The following is a 21,817-nucleotide window of genomic DNA, read 5'->3' as shown; positions in this document are numbered from 1 at the left end:
GAAGAGAAATGGCATTTACAGAACAACAGTATGTTGAGATGAGTAAAAATTTACAACAAGTAAAAGAAGAAATCCATCGTTTTATAGTTGGTCAAGAGGAAACGATTGATTATACATTATACGCAGTTCTTGCAGACGGTCATGCACTGCTAGAGGGATTACCAGGATTAGGGAAAACAATGCTGATTCGCACAATTTCAGAGGTGCTTGATTTATCCTTCTCACGTATTCAATTTACGCCAGATTTAATGCCTGCGGATATTACAGGGACGAGTATGATTGAGCGAACAGCAGATGGCAAACAGCAGTTTACTTTCCAAGCGGGGCCAATTTTTAGTCAAATGGTATTAGCAGATGAAATTAACCGAGCAACTCCGAAAACACAAAGTGCCCTGCTTGAGGCAATGGGTGAAAAGACCGTAACAATTTTAGGGGATACGAAAAAAATGGCTAAACCATTCTTCGTCCTAGCTACTCAAAACCCAATTGAAATGGAGGGAACATATCCATTACCAGAGGCACAAATGGACCGTTTCCTTTGCAAAATCCTCGTTCCATATCCAGAGAAAAGTGAACTTATGGAGATTATGAAGCGAACAACTGGGGCGCAGGAAATCAGCCTGCAAAAAATAATGGACACAGAAGGACTCCTGCTGGCACAACAAATGGTGAAGGAAGTACTTGTAGCAGATGAAATGCTTGAATTTGCAGCGGACCTTGTTGTGGCAACACATCCTGAACGAGAGGGTGCGATAGATGAAGTGAAGCAATATGCCATGTATGGTAGTGGTCCTCGTGGCTTACAAAGTTTAATAAGGCTTGCAAAAGCAAGAGCACTGATGAATGGACGCTTCCATGTATCAGTTGCGGATATTAAATCCGTAGCGAAGCCTGTACTGCGTCATCGTATGCTGCTGAACTATGAAGGGGAGGCTTCAGGTAAAACAGCAGATGATGTGATTGACATTATTTTAGAAAAAGTACAGCAAGGCATTAGTCGATGACTCAGAAAATATTATTGCCCGAAGATTGGTTAGCGAAAATTAGTCGCTTCCAAGTGGCGACGGCCTCCAAATTGCGTGGACAACATAAGGGCTCGCACCGTTCGCAACGTTTCGGGGCATCGCTCGATTTCTCAGATTTTCGTGAATATCACTTAGGTGATGACGTAAGACAGGTGGATTGGAACGTCTTTGCAAGAACCAATAAATATTTCATTAAACGTTTCTTAGATGAACAAGAGATGCGTGTGCACATTTTATTAGACGCCACAAAATCAATGAATGAGCAAGCAAAATGGACTTTTGCTCGACAAATTGTAGCGTCACTTGGCTTAATGGTGCTTGGCCGTGATGATCGATTATCATTTTCGTTTGTACAACATGACGTCAAGCCACCGTTTCGTCGTAAAGGTGCCATGTATCGCCGTGCCTTTTTACAAGTAGTGACCGATCTTGAAGAAGCGACCTATACAAGTAGCTTTGCACAGGGAGCGTTAAAAGCAATGCCTAAAGATAGTACGGTGCTATTTATCGTGACAGACGGTCTAGAACCAATCGAAGAATGGGAACAGCTGTTGAAAAGATTGCCACGTTTTGCAGGGGATGTACGCATTCTACAAATCATCACGCAGGAAGAACTATCCCCCAATTATAGTGGTGATGTTCGTTTACTTGACCGTGAAACGGGCAGTGATGTCAATGTGACGATGTCATCAAAGGTACTTGATACGTATGAGGCAAGAAGACGTTTACACGAAGAAGAGCTTGAGGCCATTTGTCGACGCTTCGGCGTACGAAAATTACAACTCAAGGTGGAAGATGGACTTCAACATGCCGTTTTTCAACAATTATTAAAAGCACATTGGATTAGGTGAGGTGAGCTGTATTGGGCTTTAGTCAAATACTTTTTAGCTGGACGGCCATCATCCCGGTCATTGTCCTACTATATTATTTCTTTCGAAAAAAATATACCGATCAAACCGTGTCCTCAACACTCTTTTGGTCGGAAATTATGCAGGAGACACGTGTATCCCCATACTTAAAGCATTTACAGAAAAATGCATTGCTCTATTTGCAATTGTTAGCACTGCTGTTACTTGTACTCGCGTTGATGAATCCATATTTTAAAAAGTCAACGATTGCTGGTGCACAAACAATATTCATCGTTGATACGTCCGCGACGATGTTAGCTGGAAAAGAGCAATCAACATTTGATGCACATAAAAAGGAAATGTTGTCGTTAGTGAATCAACTTGATGGAAGACCAGTAACACTTATTACGACTGGCAATACGCCACAGGCTGTTTTACAGCAAGAAACAAATCCCAAAGATATTGAGAAAGCCGTCCAGGATTTGCAAGTGACATATGAAACCGCACAAATGAATAAAGCACTTGATGTGGCGCAAGCTTTTGTCGGTGACACACCGACATCAATTTATGTCTTTACAGATACACTCGACAAGAAGCAATTACCAATGGAAAAAGATTCGGTGAAATGGATTGTACAGGGGTCTGCGAAGGATTTAACGAATATAGCCATCACAAAATTTGCTGCTACAACAGACGGGAAGGCAACAATGGCACTTGTACAGTTGCAAAATGATACGGACAAGGAACACAATCTGACACTTACGCTACAAAATGCTGAGGATGAGGACGTTATAACGGAGAAGATAACATTGCCAGCAAACGAAGCTGTAACTAAAACATTTAAAGATTTACCATTAGCGGATTCGATGACGGCTATCATTGATGGACAGGATGATTATGCGATTGATAATACGCAGTCAGTATTGTTACAAACAGCCACTTCTAAAGTAGTAGTCGATCAAAGTATGCATCAGCTTATTCAAAAGGGATTCCAAACAATAAATAGCAGCGTGAAAATTGTTCCGTCCTTACAGCTGGTAGAGAATCAAGATGCGACCGTGGTGACAAATCAAACAGCACTCCTGGAAGATATGAACAAGCCGATTGTATTATTTGGGCGAGATGATATTGAAAAAATTGACATGAGTGGTGTGGTGAAAGCAACGAATGACGCTTTATTTGCATTCAGTGACTTAAATGATATTTATGTAAGTGCCATTTATCCTGCGTTTGATGGCTATAAAACAATTGCCACTGTTGGAGATAAACCATTTATTCAACGCTCACCACAAGGAGATATTATTGTACTGGCCGATATTGCTGATACAGATTGGCCATTACACCCATCATTCCCGTTATTCTTATGGAGTGCCCAACAACAATTATCTGAAGCAATTGGTTCACTTGGGATTTTCACACCAAATGAGCAGCGTTCAGTTGCTTTAGCGCAAGGAGAGTGGAGTGTTTATTCACAGGATGATGAGTTTTTATCAACAATCACCAATGGGTTATTAACAGCACCCATGAAACCAGGTGTTTACACAGCACGCGCAAATAGTGAGGAAAAACGCCTCATCGTGCAACTCCAAGCACAAGAACGTGTCATAGAAAAAGGCACAAGTTATACGCTTGGAGAATTACAAGAAAATGGCAAGGAAGAAGTATCAAAGACTTCATTTGTACCTTGGCTCATACTCATTATCTTAGTATTACTTGTGACAGAGTGGGAGGTGCAACGACGTCGTGGATTTACGAATTGATACGCCATTAGCCTTATTGTTATTACTGCCATTGTTTGCGTATTTTGTATGGACATATTGGCGCGCACGTCAACGTCTGAAAAACAGCCATCTCATTGTACTTGGTATTCGTATGGTAGCAATATGTTGTTTAGTCTTTGCTCTCGCAGCACCATATATTTTATTACCAATTAAAGAAGAACAGATACTGTATTTAGTCGATCGCTCTGCGTCCATGAAGGGCACAGAATTAGAAATGGTTAGTTTTATAGAGGAAAGTTTACAGTCGAAGAAGGATGAACAACTTGCAGGGATTTATTCTTATTCTTCGACATTACAAACAGAAACGATTTTATCTAATTCATTGAAGGAAGTACCTAAATTTACAGCTATGAAAGACACGGATCAAACAAATATTGAGCAAAGTCTTCAACTAGCTACTGGTATTGTCAATCCGAAAAAAGCTACAAGGCTGGTCTTATTAACAGACGCCAATGAAACACAAGGTGATGCATTGGCGTTTGCTACCAAATTAAAAGGCTCCAATATTAGTGTAGATGTTGTGCCATTCAGTCAGGCTGTTGCTAATGATGTATCGCTAAAAAGCTTTGTGACACCCCAGGTTGCTTATGTAGGAGAACAACAGCAACTTGTCACTGAAGTGAATGCAACAGCAGCAGGTCAAGGCGAATTATTGCTGTACGAAAATGATGCCCTCATTCATCGAGAGGCAGTGGCACTTGCAGAAGGATCGAATGTATTTACGTATAAGTATACGGCAACAGCAGAAGGATTAGTCAAATACGAGGCACTTGTTCAAGTAGACCAAGATGCCATATTTGAAAATAATAAATTAACGAGTGTCACGATGGTACAAAGTGAGCCTCACTTACTGATAGTGAACGGTTATGACACAGCATCACCTATTGCTGGGGCATTGGGGACGAAGTCAATTTCCTATGATGTGGTAGATGCAAGCAGTTTGCCAAATGAGCTATCAAGTTATTTACAATATAATGCGATAATTTTTGATAATGTTCCAGGGCATTTAGTTGGTGAGGCAAAGATGGGCGTTATTGAGCAAGCAGTGAAAAATTTCGGTGTCGGCTTTACGATGGTCGGCGGTGAAAATAGCTTCGGCTTGGGTGGCTATTTTAAAACACCAATCGAAACATTGTTACCTGTGGAAATGGAGATTAAAGGCAAGGAACAATTGCCGTCTTTAGGTCTTGTTATCGTGCTCGACCGTTCGGGAAGTATGCAGGGTACAAAGTTAGAACTTGCTAAGGAAGCGGCAGCACGTTCAGTTGAGATGCTTCGTGACGAGGATACGCTTGGCTTTATTGCCTTTGATGATCGTCCTTGGGAAATTATCGAAACCGGACCGCTTGGCAATAAAGAAGAAGCAGTCGATACGATTTTATCAGTGACTCCTGGTGGGGGTACGGAAATATATAACTCGCTTGCAAAGGCATATGAAAATTTGGCCGATCAGAAACTGCAACGTAAGCATATTATTTTATTAACTGACGGACAGTCACAACCAGGGAATTATGAGGATTTAATTGCAACTGGGAAAGACAATGGGGTTACACTATCTACAGTTGCGATTGGACAAGATGCAGATGGCAATTTACTTCAATCTTTAAGCGAAATGGGTAGCGGACGTTTCTATGACGTTATTGATGAACAGATGATACCTTCAATATTATCACGTGAGACAGCAATGATTTCACGTACGTATATTGAAGACAATCCTTTCTACCCAACAATTTATAATGCATCGGGCTGGAATGCATTATTTGCAAATGGTGTGCCACAAATGAATGCATATATTGGCACAACAGCGAAGCAGGGTGCTTCTGTTATTGCAGAAAGCGAGAAAGAAGACCCAGTTATTGCACAGTGGCAATATGGTCTTGGAAAAACGTTCGCTTTCACATCAGACTCTACAGGAAAATGGACAGGAGACTGGGCAAGATGGCAGGATTGGGGTACATTTTGGCAAACGATGATTTCGCAAATGTTACCAAGCTATAATGATGTTGCATATGATGTACGTCTGGATACAGATGGCTCCTTTGTTATTACAGATCCAACAAATGAAGCTGCGTTTTTAGATATTGTCGCTGTCAATGAAGCAGGTGAAGAGCTAGAGATGCAACTCGAAACGTTATCTGCTTCGCAAGTTCGTGCGATTGTACAGGCAGAACCAGGACTTATTTTCTTCCGAATAGCCGATGAAGAGCAGGCGATTTATCAGGCTGGATTAAGTGTACCGTATAGTGCCGAGTATGAATTACGTCCAGTAAATGAAAAACTAGTGGAAGAACTTACAAAGCAAACTGGTGGCAATGTGTTAGAGGAACCGCAGGAAGTGTTCCGCGATTTCACACAACAAGGGGCAGAGCGCCAAAATATTGCAACCTGGCTGCTACTAGCAGGGATGTTCCTATTCTTCATAGATATTACAATCCGACGTTTTGGCTGGAACTTCTTATCAAAAACGAAACGGAAAGTGCCAAGTGTGGAGGATGCACAAGCGCAGGTAGAAGATACAAACGTAGCGCAGCTGTTAAAAGGTATGAAGAAACGCCAATAAAATTTAATGTTCTATATTGAAATGCAGTGCAAAAGGTATGATTATTTTGCACTGTATTTTTTTGTTTAAAGAAATCGATAAAATTCTTCCTAATAAAGTGTCATGTTAAAGCTTTTGACAAGTACCGTTTTGCGTAGATTGCTGGCAACGACAATTCCTAGGACTGCCCCAATAACACTTGATGTTAAAAAAGCAGGCATGAAAAACAATGCTGTAACAGATGAACCCATTAAAAGATGTGCGTAAGGTACTGCTACGAGAGAAGCAAGAAGACCTGTGCCAAACATTTCACCAACACCTGCGAGCCACACCTTATTACTATATTTATAGGCAAGAGCTGCACACAATGCCCCGATGATACTACCTGGAATAGCTAATAGAGAACCTGTTCCTGTAAAAATCCGAATAAGGGCTGTGACAAAGGCAATGATAACGGTAGGTAGGGGGCCTAGTAAAATGGCTCCTATAACATTAATGGCATGTTGTACAGGATAGGCACGTGCAATTCCTGTTGGAATCGACACAAAAGCAGAGCCTGCTACAGCAATGGCAACTAATAATGCCATGATGGTTAATTTTCGAATTGGCATATTTTACACTCCTTTTTGGTAAATAGCTCTAACCACAAATAGAACCTGATATAACGTAGATAGATTACGAGAAATCGCTGATAGCATGTAAAGAATCGCTGATAGAACACCAAGAAACGCTGATAGAACGCAAAAAATCGCTGATAGCATATAGGAAATCGCTGATAACCCACAGGACATCACTTCAAGCGGCATCTGTTGAAAATGCCACAAAAAAGCCGCTTCCTCATAACGAAAGGAAGCGGCCTTGCATTTACATAGTTAAAAAGCAAGTGTCGCCACTTCCCTACGCTAGTGCGAACTAGATCAGGTTCAAAGGGTCCGTGTATATATACACGTCTCAGTCTTAGAAAGACACCCCTAGTGGTTTTGAAACGATTAAATTTTTTGAAATATATGTTTTCCCATCTAGGACTAGCCATACACGTCGCACGCTTAAAGTCACTTTGCACAAGCGCTGTCCACCTAATAATGTAACATACTACTAAAAGTAGTCAATAAATTTCCACACTATTTAGAATCAGGTTGCATAAGATGTGGAGCTTTTTTCAATGTCCAGATGAGGGCAAGGAAGAAGCAGGCCATTAAAATAATAGCCCCAAAAATATAAGGACTGTTCATATTCCAATCGAATAATATACCTGCTAAAGCAGGACCAATCATATTACCCAAACTCATATATGCATTATTAAGACCAGCGGCAAAACCTTGTTCGTTTTCAGCAAGTTTAGAAATGAGCGTGTTGACAGCTGGTCGAATCAATGTCGTCGCTGTTGAGAAAATCGTTGCTACAACTAATATAAGTGCAAAGCCAGATACAAATAAAATTAAGTAAATAGAAACGGCTGCAATAAATAAATTGACTAACACAACTTTCATTTCACCATAACGATTAAAAAGAGGTGTAATAATAAACATTTGTACAACAACACCAAAAGCACCACCAACAACCAATAAAATGGCAATATCAGTAGGTGTGTAGTTAAATTTGTTTGTGACAAATAATGATAATGTCGTTTGGAAATTAGCGATTCCGAACGAGAATACAAGCATAATGATGAGCATTACAAAGTAAGGCATTTGGACAGAGCGTACCATTTGCTTCGCAAGATTGTCTTGCTTTTGTGCCTTTTGTGATGTGCTTGGTTTTGTAGAAGGTAAAAGAAAGAATGATAGAATAGCTGCTAATATAGCTGCAGATCCAGCTGTATAGAATGGGAAGTGCAGACTAACCTTCGATAAAAAGCCACCTATACCAGGACCAATCATAAAGCCAAGAGACATAGCTGCCCCTAACATACCCATTCCCTTGCCTCGTTCCTCATATGTTGTAACATCCGCTACAAAAGCCATAATTGGAGGTGCAATGAAGGCAGAACCTAAACCTCCAAAGAAACGCGCGAGGAAGAGCATCCAAACATCCGTTGAAAGCCCAAATGAAATCTGTGCAAGACCAGTTACTATGAGGCCAAAAATAATTAAATTTTTTCGTCCATACTGATCGGATAGGTTCCCAGCAATTGGAGAAAATACAAATTGTGCCAAGGCGAACGTTGCGATAAGCATGCCAAGAACTTGTCCTGCAGCCCCAAATATTTTTAAATACTCAGGCATAACAGGAATAATAATTCCAATACTCCCCATTGCGATAAACATATTAAACATTAAAATATACAAAGCCGCCTTATTCGACTTCTGCTGGGTCATCCATAGCCCCCCTTTTTTTCTAATCAAATATACTACAGTCTATCATAAAGAAATGAGGCTTGGCTATTAGATTAAAGTATGAGAAGCTCGCCAAATGAAATTTGAAGTATATTGAGAAAATAATACATTATGCTACTTTTTCTACTGTAGTTCTATGAGTAAATCCCGCAAAAGAATGCGGGATTTACTTTTTTATTGGTATTGGATTAGGGGTTACAACGTTGATAGATATGTTAATCTTTTTATGTCGATGATTATTACAATTTTTGTAATAATAGTAAATTATCGTAGTTGGCTTTTGCTAAGAGTCAACCTTAAGAAGGCTTTATGGCTTCTATTAAAGATAATAAAAGAGGAGGACATGTATTATGGTATCGATTCAAACAGCTATGGAAAATTTAAAGGAATTAGGATTTAATCCTGTAACAACAGCAATTGGGGCAACGCAACAATTATTTCATTGGGATGAAGCAAAGGTCAATGAACTAAAAGGATATTTAATTGCTCAAAATTTTCAACATCATTACGAAAACAATAAGTTTTATCGAATGCTTTGTGAAGATAGTGGAGTTACGCCTGCCGATGTTCAGACTTTAGATGATATACAAAAAATACCATTAATTCCGGTGACAAGCTTTAAAAGACCTGACTCACATTTACTTTTGTCAACCTCTTTAGAAAATATTGAATTTGAAATGCGTAGTACTGGAACAAGTGGCATACCAAGTATATCTAGAAGAGATGCTGAAACATTAAACAATTGTGTCTTTAGTATATATGCGATGTATAGAGAAATGTTTGCCTTTTCTAGAGGAGCTGGTCTCTTCTTATTCCCATCTCCAGAAGAAATGCCAGAAATGGGCATGGTCAAGGTGTTAAATATGCTGTCAGGTTTATTTGATGCAACGAGATGTCTTGTTAAAAGAGCGTCGTTTAAACCTAAGGAGGCAATTGAAACATTAGAAAAATGGCAAAATATTCATACGCGTCACATTATTGGACCGCCATTTTTAATTTATAAATTAGTAAATTACCTAAAAACAAATAATATTCATTTAAAACTAGATAATAAGACGATGATTATTAATTTAGGAGGTTGGAAAAGATTCTCCGGTATGGAAATTCCTCGTGAACAATACAATAAAGAATGTGCTGAATACTTAGGTATCCCAGAAGAAAATGTTAGAGATATGTATGGATTAGTTGAATCAAATATTTTAGCCATTGAGTGCGAGAAACAATCGAAGCATGTGCCGCCTTGGGTTCACTTTTCTTTAAGAAATCCAAAAAATTTAGCTGAAGAAGTACCGCAAGGAAAAAGAGGGGTCTTAGCCATATTTGATCCTACTTCACTTTCATATCCAGGATTTATTCAAACAGAGGATCTAGTGTATTTAAAGAAAGAAAATACATGCGAATGTGGAAGAAACGGCCAAAAAGTTGTTTATCTATCAAGAGTAGCAGGAGCAGAAATTGGCTGTTGTGCTATTAATTTAGAGAAGCATATGGATGCGGCTGAAGAAAAAAATCAAATGACAGAAGTATAAGAGAGGAATCTAATATGTACAATTCTATCATTGTTGATTATTTCAGCAAACCTAGACATTCAGGAGATATGATTGATGCAAATAGAGAATTGAAAATTGGTAATTCTGTTTGTGGAGATACGATTTTTATGAAAATTAAAGTAATGGATGGAAAGGTAGTAGATGCAAAATATAAGGCATACGGATGTGCTACGTCGTTGGCAACGGCTGATATTTTTGCAGATTATATTATCGGTAAATCCATAGCTGAAATAGGTCAACTGTTAACGCATGAAATTGATCGTATGCTTGGAGATCTAGAACCTCCACAAATGCATTGTTTAAATATTCTACATGATTTATTTGAGCAAATACTTAGTGAAGCATAGGAGGTTTTTTATGTTAGGGAAGTATTTTGACTATAATGCCACTACCCCTCTTCGTGAGGAAGTGGCTTCAATTTTGATAGATAATTTATTGATATTTGGTAATCCCTCAAGCACACATTCTTTTGGTCAATTAGCAAAAGAAAAAATAGAGGAGGGGCGTTCACAAGTAGCTGCATTAATTAACGCAGATTGCTCAGAAATTTTATTTACTTCTGGCGGTACAGAGTCAATCAATACTGCTTTAAAAGGATTTTTCTTTGCCTGTGATAAGCGACCATTTCATATCATCACCTCTAAAATCGAACATTCGGCGACCTTAGAGCTGTGTCATTATTTAGCTTCACTTGGTGCAGAAATTACCTATTTACCTGTAGATGCTAATGGATTTATCGCTTTAGAAGATTTAGAGAATGCTATCAATGAACATACTGCATTAATTTCGATCATGTACGCGAATAATGAAATTGGTACCATTCAACCAATTAAAGAGATGGCGAAATGTGTTAAGCAAATAAATAAGGATATTTTCTTTCATGTAGATGCTGTACAAGCGCTTGGGAAAATCCCTATAAATGTTCAAGATTTAGAAGTGGATGCGCTATCGCTAGCGGCTCATAAAATATATGGTCCTAAGGGTGCGGGCGCATTGTACTTAAAAAATGGGACCAACCAGTTGGTTCAGCTACTTCATGGTGGTGGGCAAGAAAACGGCCAACGAGGAGGTACTGAAAATCTATTGGGTATCATTGGATTTGGTAAAGCTTGTGCTTTAGCGAGGGAAGACTTATTGCAACATAAACACAATACATTTGCTTTAAGAAACTATTTCTTAGATAAAATAAAAAATGCCATTGAACAAATTGAGATGAATAGTCCGGAAATTGAAGGTGATATCTTACAAAATACCTTTAATATATCCTTTACGAATATTAGAGCAGAAGCCCTGTCGGTTCTTTTAAGTCAATTATATGGAATTGCGGTGTCTATTGGTTCTGCCTGTAGTGCAGAAAAGGCTGAACTCTCCCATGTATTGCTTGCGCTCGGACTATCTGAAGAAAGAATTAAATCTTCTATTCGTATTAGTTTTGGCCTTTATACAGACTATAAAGATATTGATTATCTTGTTGACAGTCTGACAGAAGCTGTCACCCGTCTAAGGAGCATTCTCCCTGTAGGATAGAAAGGAAGAATAAAATGGATAATTTAAAAATGGTGGCACCTGTGCGCTCAAAATTTATGATGGAAGAAATGATAGAGGCGGGTGCAAATGAAATCTATTTTGGCGTCTCTAATCCACTTTTTCAGCAGATGTCTTTTGATAATAAGTTTCAGACAGTAGCTGACTACCCTGCCCACTTTTCGGATTGGGATGATTTAGACGACATTATGGCTATGGCTAAAGCTCATCAAATTAAAGTCATATTTATGGCAAATACCCCTTTCATTCCAAACAGCTTAGAGACAAGTTTTCAAAGCCATGTTTATAGAGCCCTTGAGAAAGGTGTAGATGCTATTACAATTTCTTCTATGCAATCTCTAAATCTTCTAAAGAATGTAGAGAAGAATATTCAAATGATTTCGGGTTCGCAATTAGCGCCAGTCAATAAATATGGGGCAGAAATTTTAACAGAATTAGGTGTAAGACGTATAACGATTTCACAGTCCATGACATTAGAAGAAATTCAGTCACTGCGAAATTTAGATGTAGAACTAATGATTACAGGCAATTTTGGAACAGGTAGCATAGCTAATTATTGTCGCTTATGGGAAAGTCCAAATAATAATGAAATGGGAGAAGGCGTTAGAACACTATATCGATTACTGTCCCCATTGAACAATCAAATAAATCAGCATCATATTTTAGATAGCGCAACGGATTGTAGCTTGTGTAATTTAGAAGATTTAGTCTCGTCTGGTGTGACTGCTATCAAATTTATCGGAAGGGAGGCGCCTAATCCTGTTACATTAGCTATGGTGGTCAATATGTTTAATGAATGGAAAGAAATGGGCGTTTCTGGATTCTCTATAGAACAAAAAATGAAAGTAATGGAGCAGGAGCAGTTAATGTGGATTATGAAATGGGTGCCACGCTTTTGTGAAAAATGCCGATGTAGTTACAAATCAACTGCTATTACAAAAACATACATTTAGGTGGTGCTTATTTGAAAACGCCATTAAAAGAACTACGGATTCACCACGAATATTTATATGAAATAACTGAAGAAATTTTAGGGAACTACCAAGTTGTTTCTTTAGGACATTCAGGGTGCCACTATAAAATGAATGGCATTGAAGAGCAACATATCCTTTATTTATTGGAACGAGATAAACGAGTCAAAATCGAAATGCCTATTTTATTCGAAACAGCTATGAATGAATTTTTTACGAGGATGCAGCGTTTTTTTCATTATGAAATAAATTTAATCATCAATGATTGGGGAACAATGCGTTTTTTAGCACAACAGCAACTGCCGTCAACAGTGTCCTTATCGGTAGGCAGACAATTAGCTTTTAGTTATGGGAACTGCCCATGGTATGAAGATATTTTACAGTACGAAGATCAGACAATTAAAGAGAATTACTTACAATTGAATATTGCAAATCCTGCAATGATAAAGCTACTAAAAGAACATGGTGTGGCAGAAATAGATGCAGATCTAAATGCTTACATGAAAAATTCAGTGAACCTGCTAAGAGATGAAGGGATAAAAGTTAATGGTTTTTTGCATTACCCAATGGTATCCACTTCGAGGTCCTGCCATACACTCAGACTCTATAACGAGCCATTAGGAAATTGCCAGCATTTATGTAATAACGGCATTACGATTGAGCCGAGAGAACGGTGGAATAGATTTGAGGATGTAACAGTAAAGATTTCCAAAGAAAATAGAGAAAAAATGGGTAATTTAATTATTTATGGAAATATCGTTGTCCAGGATATTAAGCGGCACAACGAAAGCATACCGTTTGAAGTGGATTCATTGTGCGACGATGCAAGATTTTCACCAATACTTCTTAAAGAGGAGGCAATAAAATGAGTAACATTCAGGAAAAGAGTTTAACGCAAGATATTTTAACAAAATTGGATGATATTATAGTTGATTTCGTTGCACCAAACGCGGCTCATATTGATAAAGAGAGAGCTTTCCCGAGAGAAAATATTAACGAGATTGGACGAAATGGCTTATTAGGCTTAATAATTCCACAGCAATTGGGCGGATTAGAAGCTCCTCTATCTTTATATAAAGAAACAGTTATCAGGTTAGCTCAAGCTTGTGCTTCCACGGCACTTATCTATGTGCAACATATGTCGGCAGTTTCTATTTTATTATATGGAAAAGATAGTGATTATATAAAAAATATTTTAAGTGAAATTGCACAAGGTCATTGTCTTACAACGATTGCACTGAGTGAAGCGGGTTCAGGCTGCTATTTCTTTTTACCTGTAAGCCAGGTACGTAGCACTGACAACGGCCTTCGCTTAAAAACTAATAAAATTATGGTGACAAGCGCAGGAGAGGCAGATTTGTATGTCATAAACTCCAAAGCAACATTTGCTAAAAATTCTATGCAAAGTAACTTTTTCGCAGTTTCGAGTAATTATGATGGAATTGAAGTAGGTGGCACATGGGAAGGCATGGGACTGAGAGGTAATCAAAGTGCACCGTTAAATATAGATGCGTATTTAAATCCAGAGATGCTTATTGGAGAAGAAGGAGAAGGCTTTAAAATTACGCGTGAAGCATTGCTTCCAATGGGACAGATTGGTATTTCAGCAGTAAATATTGGGATTGCTAAGGCGATTTATAACGAATCAGTAACCTATGTGAAGAAACGCTTTTATACACATATTAATACGAATCTCTCTGACTTCCAAAGTATTCAACAAATGGTAGGGGAAATGAAAGTACTATGTGATCAAGCGGAAACAGCTTTAAATGCCTTTGTGCAACGGATGGAAAACAAGGAAGTAGATATGGTTAGTACATTAGAGGTTAAAGTAATGGCTTGTCAAACAGCACTAAGAGTGGCAGAAATAGGTTTAAAAGTTTGTGGAGGCCATGCTTATTCAGCCAATACACCAATAGAGAGATACATTCGCGATAGTATGGCGGGAACAGTCATGGGACCGACGCCAGATGTGTTAAAAGAATTAATCGGAAAAATTGTATTGGATGTGCCTACGCAGCTGTAGTTGATTCAATATTCCATGTAATGGATGAAAGAGGGTTGAAAATGCCAAATCAAACTGAGCCTAAATATGGAGGTATGAAGCAAGTACTAGCGGTTAGTTTAGGTTTGTTTTTAGTATTTTTAGATAGTACGGTGGTCAATATTTCTCTCCCTAATATAATGAATGATTATCACATTAATTTGAATTTAGCTTCCTGGATAATCAATTCCTTTGTACTGACACTAGCGATATTGTTAATTACTTTAGGGAAAATAGCAGACTTTTTTGGAAGGATTAGAATTTTTTTAGTTGGAGTTATTGTATTTGCGATTAGCTCCCTTTTGTGCGGCATGGCACCTACGGTAGAAGTTTTAATAGCTGCTCGTGTCTTACAGGGAATTGGAGGAGCTATGATTATACCTACTAGTATGATGCTCGTAAGAACTGCTGTGCCACCTGAAAAATTAGGGCTGGCAATGGGCATTTGGGGAGCAGTTGGTGCGCTTGCAGTAGCTATTGGCCCAAGTCTTGGGGGAGTTGTAACTGAATTTATAAATTGGCGTTGGATTTTTTATATAAATGTGCCAGTTATCATGATAGCTTTCCCTTTCATCTTAGTAGCTTTTAAAGGAAGTAGAGACGTTAAATCACCATTTAAATTGGATGTACTAGGCGTGATCGTCGTTAGTATTGCGCTTTATTTTTTAACATTTGCCATATTACAGGGTGAAAAACTAGGCTGGACTTCTACAACCATCTATATATATTTCACTATTAGTTTAATTGCCACTCTATTATTTATCTTTATAGAGAAACGGACAAATTTACCTTTAGTTGATTTTACAATATTTAAAAATGAACACTATTTAGGTGGAATTCTTTCGAACTTTTTAGGTGGCATTTTGTTAATGGGAACGTTAATTTTATTGCCAATTTATCTTACTCAGGTGAAGGAGTTTACTACATTACACGCTTCGTTTTTAATTACACCATTATCAGCAGTAATGTTAGTAGTTGCACCAATTGTTGGAAGATTAATTGATAAAATTGGTTATCAGATTCCAATGCTTTTTGGCTATGTATTTACAGTTATAGGTTTTGTGTTCTTATTGAAATTAACACCTGATACAGAATTTTCTATGCTCATTACCATGATGTCTTTACTAGGTACGGGGTTAGGGATCATCATGGTTACAAGTGTAACTGTTTGTACGGTTTCTGTTTCAGAAAAGCATGTGTCTTTAGGGTCAGGTATTTTTGCCACTGCACGAAATCTTGGAGGAGCTCTTGGCGTATCTTTATTTGTATCCATTACACTAAGTTTTCTAAATCAATATGCGAATGATGTTGTTGCAGACGGGGTGGCACGCTTTGAAAATAGCAATATGCCTGATGCTGTAAAAACCATTGCGATTGAGAATCTGCAAGGAAAAAAAGATACGTTATTTGAAGGGGAAAGAAAAGTAGAGAATTTTGTAATTCCTCAGGAAATGCAAAATCAATTTGTTGCAAAGAAATTGGAGGAAACGTTAAAACAAATGCCTCAAGCAGTAGAAGTTAATGCTACTCCAGACATAGAAAAGAAAGTAACTGCGACGGTAAATGTAGAAATAGCAAATATAGAGAAGGAAGTTAATCATATTCAAAATACTATACAGAGTGACGCACAAGGTTATATTGCGGAGGCGATGACGAAAGCATTTTGGTGTGGATTACTTTTAACTTGTATCTTTAGTTTATCATTAATTTTTTTAAGGAAGAAACAAGTAGAAGAAATTCTTTAAGTTTTCGGTAGGGAGAAGTAAATCCCTACCGATTAAAATTGATTTTCGATATGTAGATAGTCATTATTTTATTCGCAATATTTCGATTAACTTTCATACATAATTCAAAGTGAGCAAAAAATAAGGAAAATTTTGAGTAGTAAGATACCATACTTTTGATAGAAAACAATTGTTATAATAGTAAATATATAGAAAAAGTTAAAAGATTGTTGTGGAGGATAACTGAAAAGGGTGAGAAAAGATGGAAAAATATTTGGAACCGACAGCAATGTTAAATTTTAATGATGAAATGTTTCAGCAACTAGTAAAACAACAGGGCTGGGGCAACTTAGATTATGAAGATAGAATCAGGCAGATTTATGATTTTGTCAGAAATGAAATTAAGTTCGGGTATAACCGAGGAGATGATATACCTGCTTCGGAAGTGTTGCAAGATGGCTATGGGCAATGTAATACAAAAAGTACACTGTTAATGGCTTTACTAAGAGCTGTTGGCGTTCCTTGTAGAATTCATGGTTTCTTTATTGATAAAAAGATGCAAAAGGGTGCATTAACTGGTATCACGTACCTATTAGCGCCCAATAAAATTGTCCACGCATGGACAGAGGTGCATGTAAATGATCAATGGATTGCCCTTGAAGGTGTAATTATAGATGATTCTTATTTGGAACAAGTAAAAAATAGACTTTGTAGTTTTAATGATGGTTTTATAGGGTATGGAATTGCTGTTAAAGATAAGGATAATATAAATCTATGTTGGACTGGTGAAAGTGTATTTGTTCAAAGCTTTTCTATAACAGATGATTTAGGAATTTTTAATAACCCGGATGAACTATTTTTGAAGTATAACAATACAGGAAATAAGCTAAAGCGCTTAATGTTTAATAGAAAAAGAAAAAAAATTAATCGAAGATTGGATATATTGAGAGATCAGTGAGTCGTCTTTATTTAAGGAAAAAAATGAGTCTACTTGCTAAGTTGAATGCATGTAGACTCCTATTTCTACACTATATGACATGATGCTAAAATTTTAGATTTATTAGCTTTTCGCGTGCTATGTTCGAGATAGGTAAACCTTCAATGCTATTTATAAATTTACGGTGGTAAATTTTTTCGATTACATTACAATATTGAATAGCTCCACCATGACGTATGATTTTCATAAAATGGACTTTTTCTGAATCTGCTAAATGAGTAAAGTTTTGCTTACTATTATAGTAATTTTTTATAGGGCGAAAATCGTCGTCATCTATGCAAAGATAGTAAAGGACTGGTAAAGTTATTTTTTTTATATGTAAATCACTTATATGGTAATCTGTTAACAAATCGTGCACATCATTGCGGATTTGAGCAATGATACCTAGATAGTTAGAATATGTTTTAATTATATCCAATGTTTTTTCTGAGACATTACCCGCTCCTAATACACAGGCCAATTGCATAAGTGAACCTGATTTCAAGCTAGCCATTTCTAAATATTCTGTTTCAGTAGTGATTCGATTGTAAATATCCTTTTGCTGTCCATTAATGGATTGCAACAATAGGCTATGAATTTGCTGGCTCATGAAATTTCTAACCTCGAAACAACAATCTAATAAAGTAATTTGATTGAACGCAGATAGTAAGAAACCAATAATTATATTTAAATTTTCATCAAAATTGACCTCAGACCAAGGATAAATAGCTGCATCTTTGTCTTGAATATCATCTAAAATGTCTGCTGCTAAAATAATGAGCTCCATAACTACTTGAAGCTCTCTTTTTTCCTTAAAAGTTTGCTGCTCTCTAAAGATGGAATAATGAAGTTCGGTTAGTAGGGCAAAATTAATACTTTGATGAAATTTAAAACTTACATAACTTTGGGCAAGATTTTGCAAGTAGTGATCTGTAAAAGATGTCTCAATTAGCTGATTTGCTATTAGTATTAATTCTTCACGTAATTGAATGTTGTAGCGTGTCTCCATTAAAAAATTCCTCCTTGTACAAAAACGCGTGACTACAGTAATAAAAATTATATTTGACTTTTGTTTAATACTTTTGCAACTGCTTCGGAACGAGAGGTGACACACAACTTTTTATATATTTTTGTTAGATTATATTCAACTGCACGAATACTCATAAAAAGTTCATCTGCAATATCTTTATTGCTGGAACCTTTTGCTAAACTCTCTAATATATCTAGCTCTTTTTGCGAAAACACTTGACGATGATCAGCAGTTAATAAACCTTGTGAAAAGTTTGAAGGTGACGACCGTATCAGCATTTCTCTCGGTACTAATACATAGCCGTTTAACACAGCCTGTATATTCAAAACTAAAACCTGATATGAGGCAGATTTACTTATGATTCCATAAATACCTAGTTCGATTAACGTATTAAATTGAAAGGAGTAGTCAAATCCTGTATAGAAAATGATTTTAGCATCAGCATGCGTTTTTAAGATTTTTTTTGATAATTCAATTCCCGAACAGTTAGGCATATTAATGTCTAGTAAGTAAATATCAAATGATTTTTTTTTAATGGCTTGTATAACCTGTTGACTATCTAACAAATAAGTAATATCAAAATTTGTTACTTCTTCTAGTATATTTTTTGTACCGAGACCAACCATTGGGTGGTCATCTACAATTAATATTTGAGTCATTGTTATCACCTCGGAATTGTTATTAGAATTTGTAATCCCTTATTGACTTGAGAAATAAATTCAATTTCACCATTTAAGATATGAATTCTTTCTTTTATGCCAATAAGGCCAACATGGTTTTCAGTATATTTTTCTATAGAATTGTTCATGCCCACACCATTGTCCTTATAGTCTAAAAATATATAATCTTTATCCTCCCACATCTCCACTGAAACAACAGCGGCTTTAGAATGTTTTTCCGCATTGTTTAGTAGTTCTTGAAGCACCCGATAAATAGAAATAGTTAAATTATGATTATTGGAGTAATTGGAAATATCATAGAATTCGTACTTCAAAATATAACTCACTTTCATTTGCTTTTTTTTACAGAATTCTTCTAACGAAGCTGTAAAGTCTGTATTCATCATAAAATTGGGGCGAAGCTCACTGCAAGTTTCCCTAAGCTGTTTGATAACATCCAATAAACCGTTTTTTACTTTAATTAATGTGGCTAATTCTTCTTCTTGCAAGGTACTTGAATTTTGTATTACCTTATCTAGTTTTTGATACCAAATTGTTTGATCTTGCAAAGCTGAATCGTGTAAATCAGACGCCAGTCTTATTCGTTCTTGTTCACCTAACTGTAATAAAAATCTAGAAAGAGTATGAGATGATTGATGATTAGTAGTATCTCTTTGTTCTATTGTTTTTATAATATTTTTTACTATATTTAAATTTTCATGGACCAATCTTACATACTTGACAATATTAATTAGCCACATTTTTTCGTGCATATTAAAAGTGGTATTATTTCTTTTTTGACTTATCCATAAATAGGTGACAAAGTGTTCAGTTTGATATAGTTCAATTCCTAGATAATTCGGGTTGCCAATTAAAGTATCAGTAGTATTGTTTTTTAGCTTTTTCTTGATGAAATCAGTAAGCTTATTCTCTGAATTATTGTTATTATAATCAATGCTTTGAAATTCTAGTGTTTCATTATTTAACCTTATTAATAGAAGAATTTGTGGCTCTAATATTTCTGTAATTTGATTAAGTAGTAAATTTTCTAAATCGTTTTCGTTCATAACAGAAGGTAATTTTTGAGCAAATTCATTTAAATTTTTTGACAAATAGGAATGATTATATATGAAACTATCTTTTAAATGAAAATCTATTTTTTCTTTTGAAAATAATGTAACAATATTAATAATAAGGATGGCCAAAAATAAAATCATAAAATACAGAACGATATTTTCTGTGTAAAATCTCTCGCTTATTACTAAAATAGTTAAAAGTAAAGTGGGGATAAATGTTAAGAATGTATAATATGGAATCTGTTTTAATATGAAATTTATGTCTATTAAACGGTTAGTTAAGACTATATAAGAATAACCTATAGGAATAATAAATAACGTAAAAGCTGCTACATCATCTTGCAGATAGGGAAGATTAAAAATATATGGTACAGCGTGTAAAAAAATAAATGGGATAAAGGCACATACATGAATTAATATTAACCATTTTAAAAAGACTTCATGATGAGAGCCTTTAGTGGCTAGATAAAAATAAAGTAAGAGCATTATTGAAAAACAAATATTGAGGCAAAAATAGCTTAAAATTAGTATAGTACTGATAACATCGAGAAAATTGTTGAAAGTAAGAGTCATTAATTTTAGAAAAATAACGAACAGACAAATGACACTATTGGTTTTATAAAAAGTTAGCCATTTATTTTTAGTTATGCCTTTTTCCAATAACAACATATGAATGAAAAGTGTAAGGAAAAGGGAACCAAGTGGGAAAAAAACACATATTAAAATACTTGAAACAATATCCCCTCGTCCAGATTCTGTAGAGGCAAAAAAACTAAGAGATACTGATAGAAGAAATCCTGTTAAATAAAAAGCAACTTTACTATTTTGTTGAAAAATAAATAAAGTAAGTATAAATACAGTTAAGGAAAATATGCTAGGAATAATAATTTCCTGAAAAGTATCATTAAGTGAGTTAGGTGGTGCTTGGATGTTTTTAATTTCATTATTTCTTATAACTTTTATTGAGGAACCATGAACAAAACAATTATTGTATTTATAATTTTTTATAGAGGTAATTTCTTTATCATCTACTGCTAAGATGATGTCTCCGGCTGTAAGATTTGTATAACGCGCCCAACCATCATTAGCATATACATTGGAAATGACAACATTATCATTGTTGTTAGATTGTATTTCTATGCCTATATAGGGTGTAAGCATGGTTAAGATTAAAAAAAGATGAGCTATTAAAAATATAAACTGTAAAACTAGTATTTTTCTTTTGTCATTCATAATTTTTAATCCTTCCCAGAATAAAAAATTTGCGGTTATCTCTAATATAATTGCGGTTATTACCTGCTTCTTTTATAGTATTATAATTGTAAAGAAATTGAAAGGAAGGGAATACTATGATGATGAAAATAGTTCATGCAATGCTTTCAGGAGCTAATAAAGAAATAGACTTCGAAAAAGTGGAAATGGTTGGGGATCTTTCGGCTTCAGAGTTAAACCTTATTCAAGAGGCTATCAATACTTCTGACAAGTCAGATGTTTTACAAAAATCTTCATCCTGGTTACCTAGATAAGATTTTTTAAGAATCCTTAAATAACAGTAATTTCTTTAGGTTTGCATGCTACAATTCTTAAGCAAAAAAGGTGATGGAAACATTTTTTTCATCACTTTACAATCTTTTTTCTTTTAATATAGAAGTATCTATACGAGCCCGTTGATTTCCACTCCGGCGGACGCTTTTCGCGGGCATGGCGTAAGTC

The 21,817-nt window shown here is 36.1% G+C and carries 19 protein-coding genes and 1 riboswitch; of the genes, 13 read left to right on the top strand and 6 right to left on the bottom strand.

Features of this window, described 5'->3' with window-relative positions:
- Positions 1-8 precede the first annotated feature (8 nt).
- The 4 genes from ACOMCU_RS17005 to ACOMCU_RS16990 are packed head-to-tail and all read left to right on the top strand — an operon-like array spanning position 9 to position 6,214.
- On the top strand, positions 9-1,004 hold the full coding sequence (locus tag ACOMCU_RS17005; protein WP_421050814.1) for an AAA family ATPase: 996 nt from the start codon (positions 9-11) through the stop codon (positions 1,002-1,004).
- Positions 1,001-1,876 (top strand): DUF58 domain-containing protein, encoded by an 876-nt coding sequence (locus ACOMCU_RS17000; protein WP_421050813.1) that lies wholly within the window; start codon positions 1,001-1,003, stop codon positions 1,874-1,876. The genes ACOMCU_RS17005 and ACOMCU_RS17000 overlap by 4 nt, the downstream gene beginning before the upstream one ends.
- 11 nt (positions 1,877-1,887) lie before the next feature.
- A complete protein-coding gene (locus ACOMCU_RS16995) occupies positions 1,888-3,633 on the top strand; it encodes a vWA domain-containing protein (protein ID WP_010858222.1) in 1,746 nt (581 codons plus the stop codon).
- Positions 3,617-6,214: a VWA domain-containing protein gene (locus tag ACOMCU_RS16990; RefSeq protein ID WP_421050812.1), complete on the top strand. Its 2,598-nt coding sequence runs from the start codon at positions 3,617-3,619 to the stop codon at positions 6,212-6,214. Before ACOMCU_RS16995 ends, ACOMCU_RS16990 begins: the two co-directional genes overlap by 17 nt.
- An 89-nt stretch (positions 6,215-6,303) precedes the next feature.
- Here ACOMCU_RS16990 and thiW read toward each other — a convergent pair whose 3' ends face one another.
- The 3 genes from thiW to ACOMCU_RS16975 form a co-directional block, all read right to left on the bottom strand.
- Positions 6,304-6,804, bottom strand: coding sequence for an energy coupling factor transporter S component ThiW (gene thiW, locus ACOMCU_RS16985; protein ID WP_010858224.1), 501 nt, complete (start codon positions 6,802-6,804; stop codon positions 6,304-6,306).
- Between the two features lie 3 nt (positions 6,805-6,807).
- Positions 6,808-7,017: a hypothetical protein gene (locus ACOMCU_RS16980; protein WP_421050811.1), complete on the bottom strand. Its 210-nt coding sequence runs from the start codon at positions 7,015-7,017 to the stop codon at positions 6,808-6,810.
- 53 nt (positions 7,018-7,070) lie between these two features.
- Positions 7,071-7,176: riboswitch (TPP riboswitch) on the bottom strand.
- Positions 7,177-7,314: 138 nt separating this feature from the next.
- Positions 7,315-8,511: an MFS transporter gene (locus tag ACOMCU_RS16975; RefSeq protein WP_010858225.1), complete on the bottom strand. Its 1,197-nt coding sequence runs from the start codon at positions 8,509-8,511 to the stop codon at positions 7,315-7,317.
- A 368-nt stretch (positions 8,512-8,879) separates the two neighbouring features.
- On the opposite strand from ACOMCU_RS16975, the gene ACOMCU_RS16970 reads away from it, so the two are divergent.
- From ACOMCU_RS16970 to ACOMCU_RS16935, 8 genes are all read left to right on the top strand, one after another.
- Positions 8,880-10,058 (top strand): LuxE family acyl-protein synthetase, encoded by a 1,179-nt coding sequence (locus ACOMCU_RS16970; protein WP_010858226.1) that lies wholly within the window; start codon positions 8,880-8,882, stop codon positions 10,056-10,058.
- A 14-nt stretch (positions 10,059-10,072) separates the two neighbouring features.
- Entirely contained in the window at positions 10,073-10,426 is a 354-nt protein-coding gene (locus tag ACOMCU_RS16965) for an iron-sulfur cluster assembly scaffold protein (RefSeq protein ID WP_010858227.1), read from the top strand.
- 10 nt (positions 10,427-10,436) lie between these two features.
- Entirely contained in the window at positions 10,437-11,606 is a 1,170-nt protein-coding gene (locus ACOMCU_RS16960; RefSeq protein ID WP_010858228.1) for a cysteine desulfurase family protein, read from the top strand.
- Positions 11,607-11,620: 14 nt separating this feature from the next.
- A complete protein-coding gene (locus ACOMCU_RS16955) occupies positions 11,621-12,577 on the top strand; it encodes a peptidase U32 family protein (RefSeq protein WP_421050810.1) in 957 nt (318 codons plus the stop codon).
- Between the two features lie 11 nt (positions 12,578-12,588).
- Complete coding sequence (locus tag ACOMCU_RS16950) at positions 12,589-13,464, top strand: hypothetical protein (protein ID WP_421050809.1); 876 nt, start codon at positions 12,589-12,591, stop codon at positions 13,462-13,464.
- Positions 13,461-14,621 (top strand): acyl-CoA dehydrogenase family protein, encoded by a 1,161-nt coding sequence (locus tag ACOMCU_RS16945; RefSeq protein ID WP_421050808.1) that lies wholly within the window; start codon positions 13,461-13,463, stop codon positions 14,619-14,621. Before ACOMCU_RS16950 ends, ACOMCU_RS16945 begins: the two co-directional genes overlap by 4 nt.
- Positions 14,622-14,662: 41 nt before the next feature.
- Complete coding sequence (locus ACOMCU_RS16940) at positions 14,663-16,384, top strand: MFS transporter (RefSeq protein WP_421050807.1); 1,722 nt, start codon at positions 14,663-14,665, stop codon at positions 16,382-16,384.
- A gap of 241 nt (positions 16,385-16,625) precedes the next feature.
- Positions 16,626-17,321 (top strand): transglutaminase-like domain-containing protein, encoded by a 696-nt coding sequence (locus tag ACOMCU_RS16935; RefSeq protein ID WP_010858233.1) that lies wholly within the window; start codon positions 16,626-16,628, stop codon positions 17,319-17,321.
- Positions 17,322-17,406: 85 nt separating this feature from the next.
- Here the strand turns inward: ACOMCU_RS16935 and ACOMCU_RS16930 are convergent, their stop codons facing one another.
- The 3 genes from ACOMCU_RS16930 to ACOMCU_RS16920 are packed head-to-tail and all read right to left on the bottom strand — an operon-like array spanning position 17,407 to position 21,337.
- Positions 17,407-18,348: a polyprenyl synthetase family protein gene (locus ACOMCU_RS16930; RefSeq protein ID WP_010858234.1), complete on the bottom strand. Its 942-nt coding sequence runs from the start codon at positions 18,346-18,348 to the stop codon at positions 17,407-17,409.
- Positions 18,349-18,395: 47 nt separating this feature from the next.
- The gene (locus tag ACOMCU_RS16925; RefSeq protein WP_010858235.1) at positions 18,396-19,028 is read right to left on the bottom strand and encodes a response regulator transcription factor; all 633 of its coding nucleotides are present in this window, start codon (positions 19,026-19,028) and stop codon (positions 18,396-18,398) included.
- 5 nt (positions 19,029-19,033) lie between these two features.
- Positions 19,034-21,337: an ATP-binding protein gene (locus ACOMCU_RS16920; RefSeq protein WP_010858236.1), complete on the bottom strand. Its 2,304-nt coding sequence runs from the start codon at positions 21,335-21,337 to the stop codon at positions 19,034-19,036.
- Positions 21,338-21,453: 116 nt separating this feature from the next.
- On the opposite strand from ACOMCU_RS16920, the gene ACOMCU_RS16915 reads away from it, so the two are divergent.
- The gene (locus ACOMCU_RS16915) at positions 21,454-21,630 is read left to right on the top strand and encodes a hypothetical protein (RefSeq protein WP_155242378.1); all 177 of its coding nucleotides are present in this window, start codon (positions 21,454-21,456) and stop codon (positions 21,628-21,630) included.
- Positions 21,631-21,817: the final 187 nt, after the last annotated feature.

This window comes from Lysinibacillus sp. UGB7, from assembly GCF_049058285.1.
Lineage (GTDB): Bacteria > Bacillota > Bacilli > Bacillales_A > Planococcaceae > Lysinibacillus > Lysinibacillus sphaericus_B.
The sequence above is the reverse complement of the archived record's forward strand: the minus strand, read 5'-3'. Positions and strand labels throughout refer to the sequence as shown.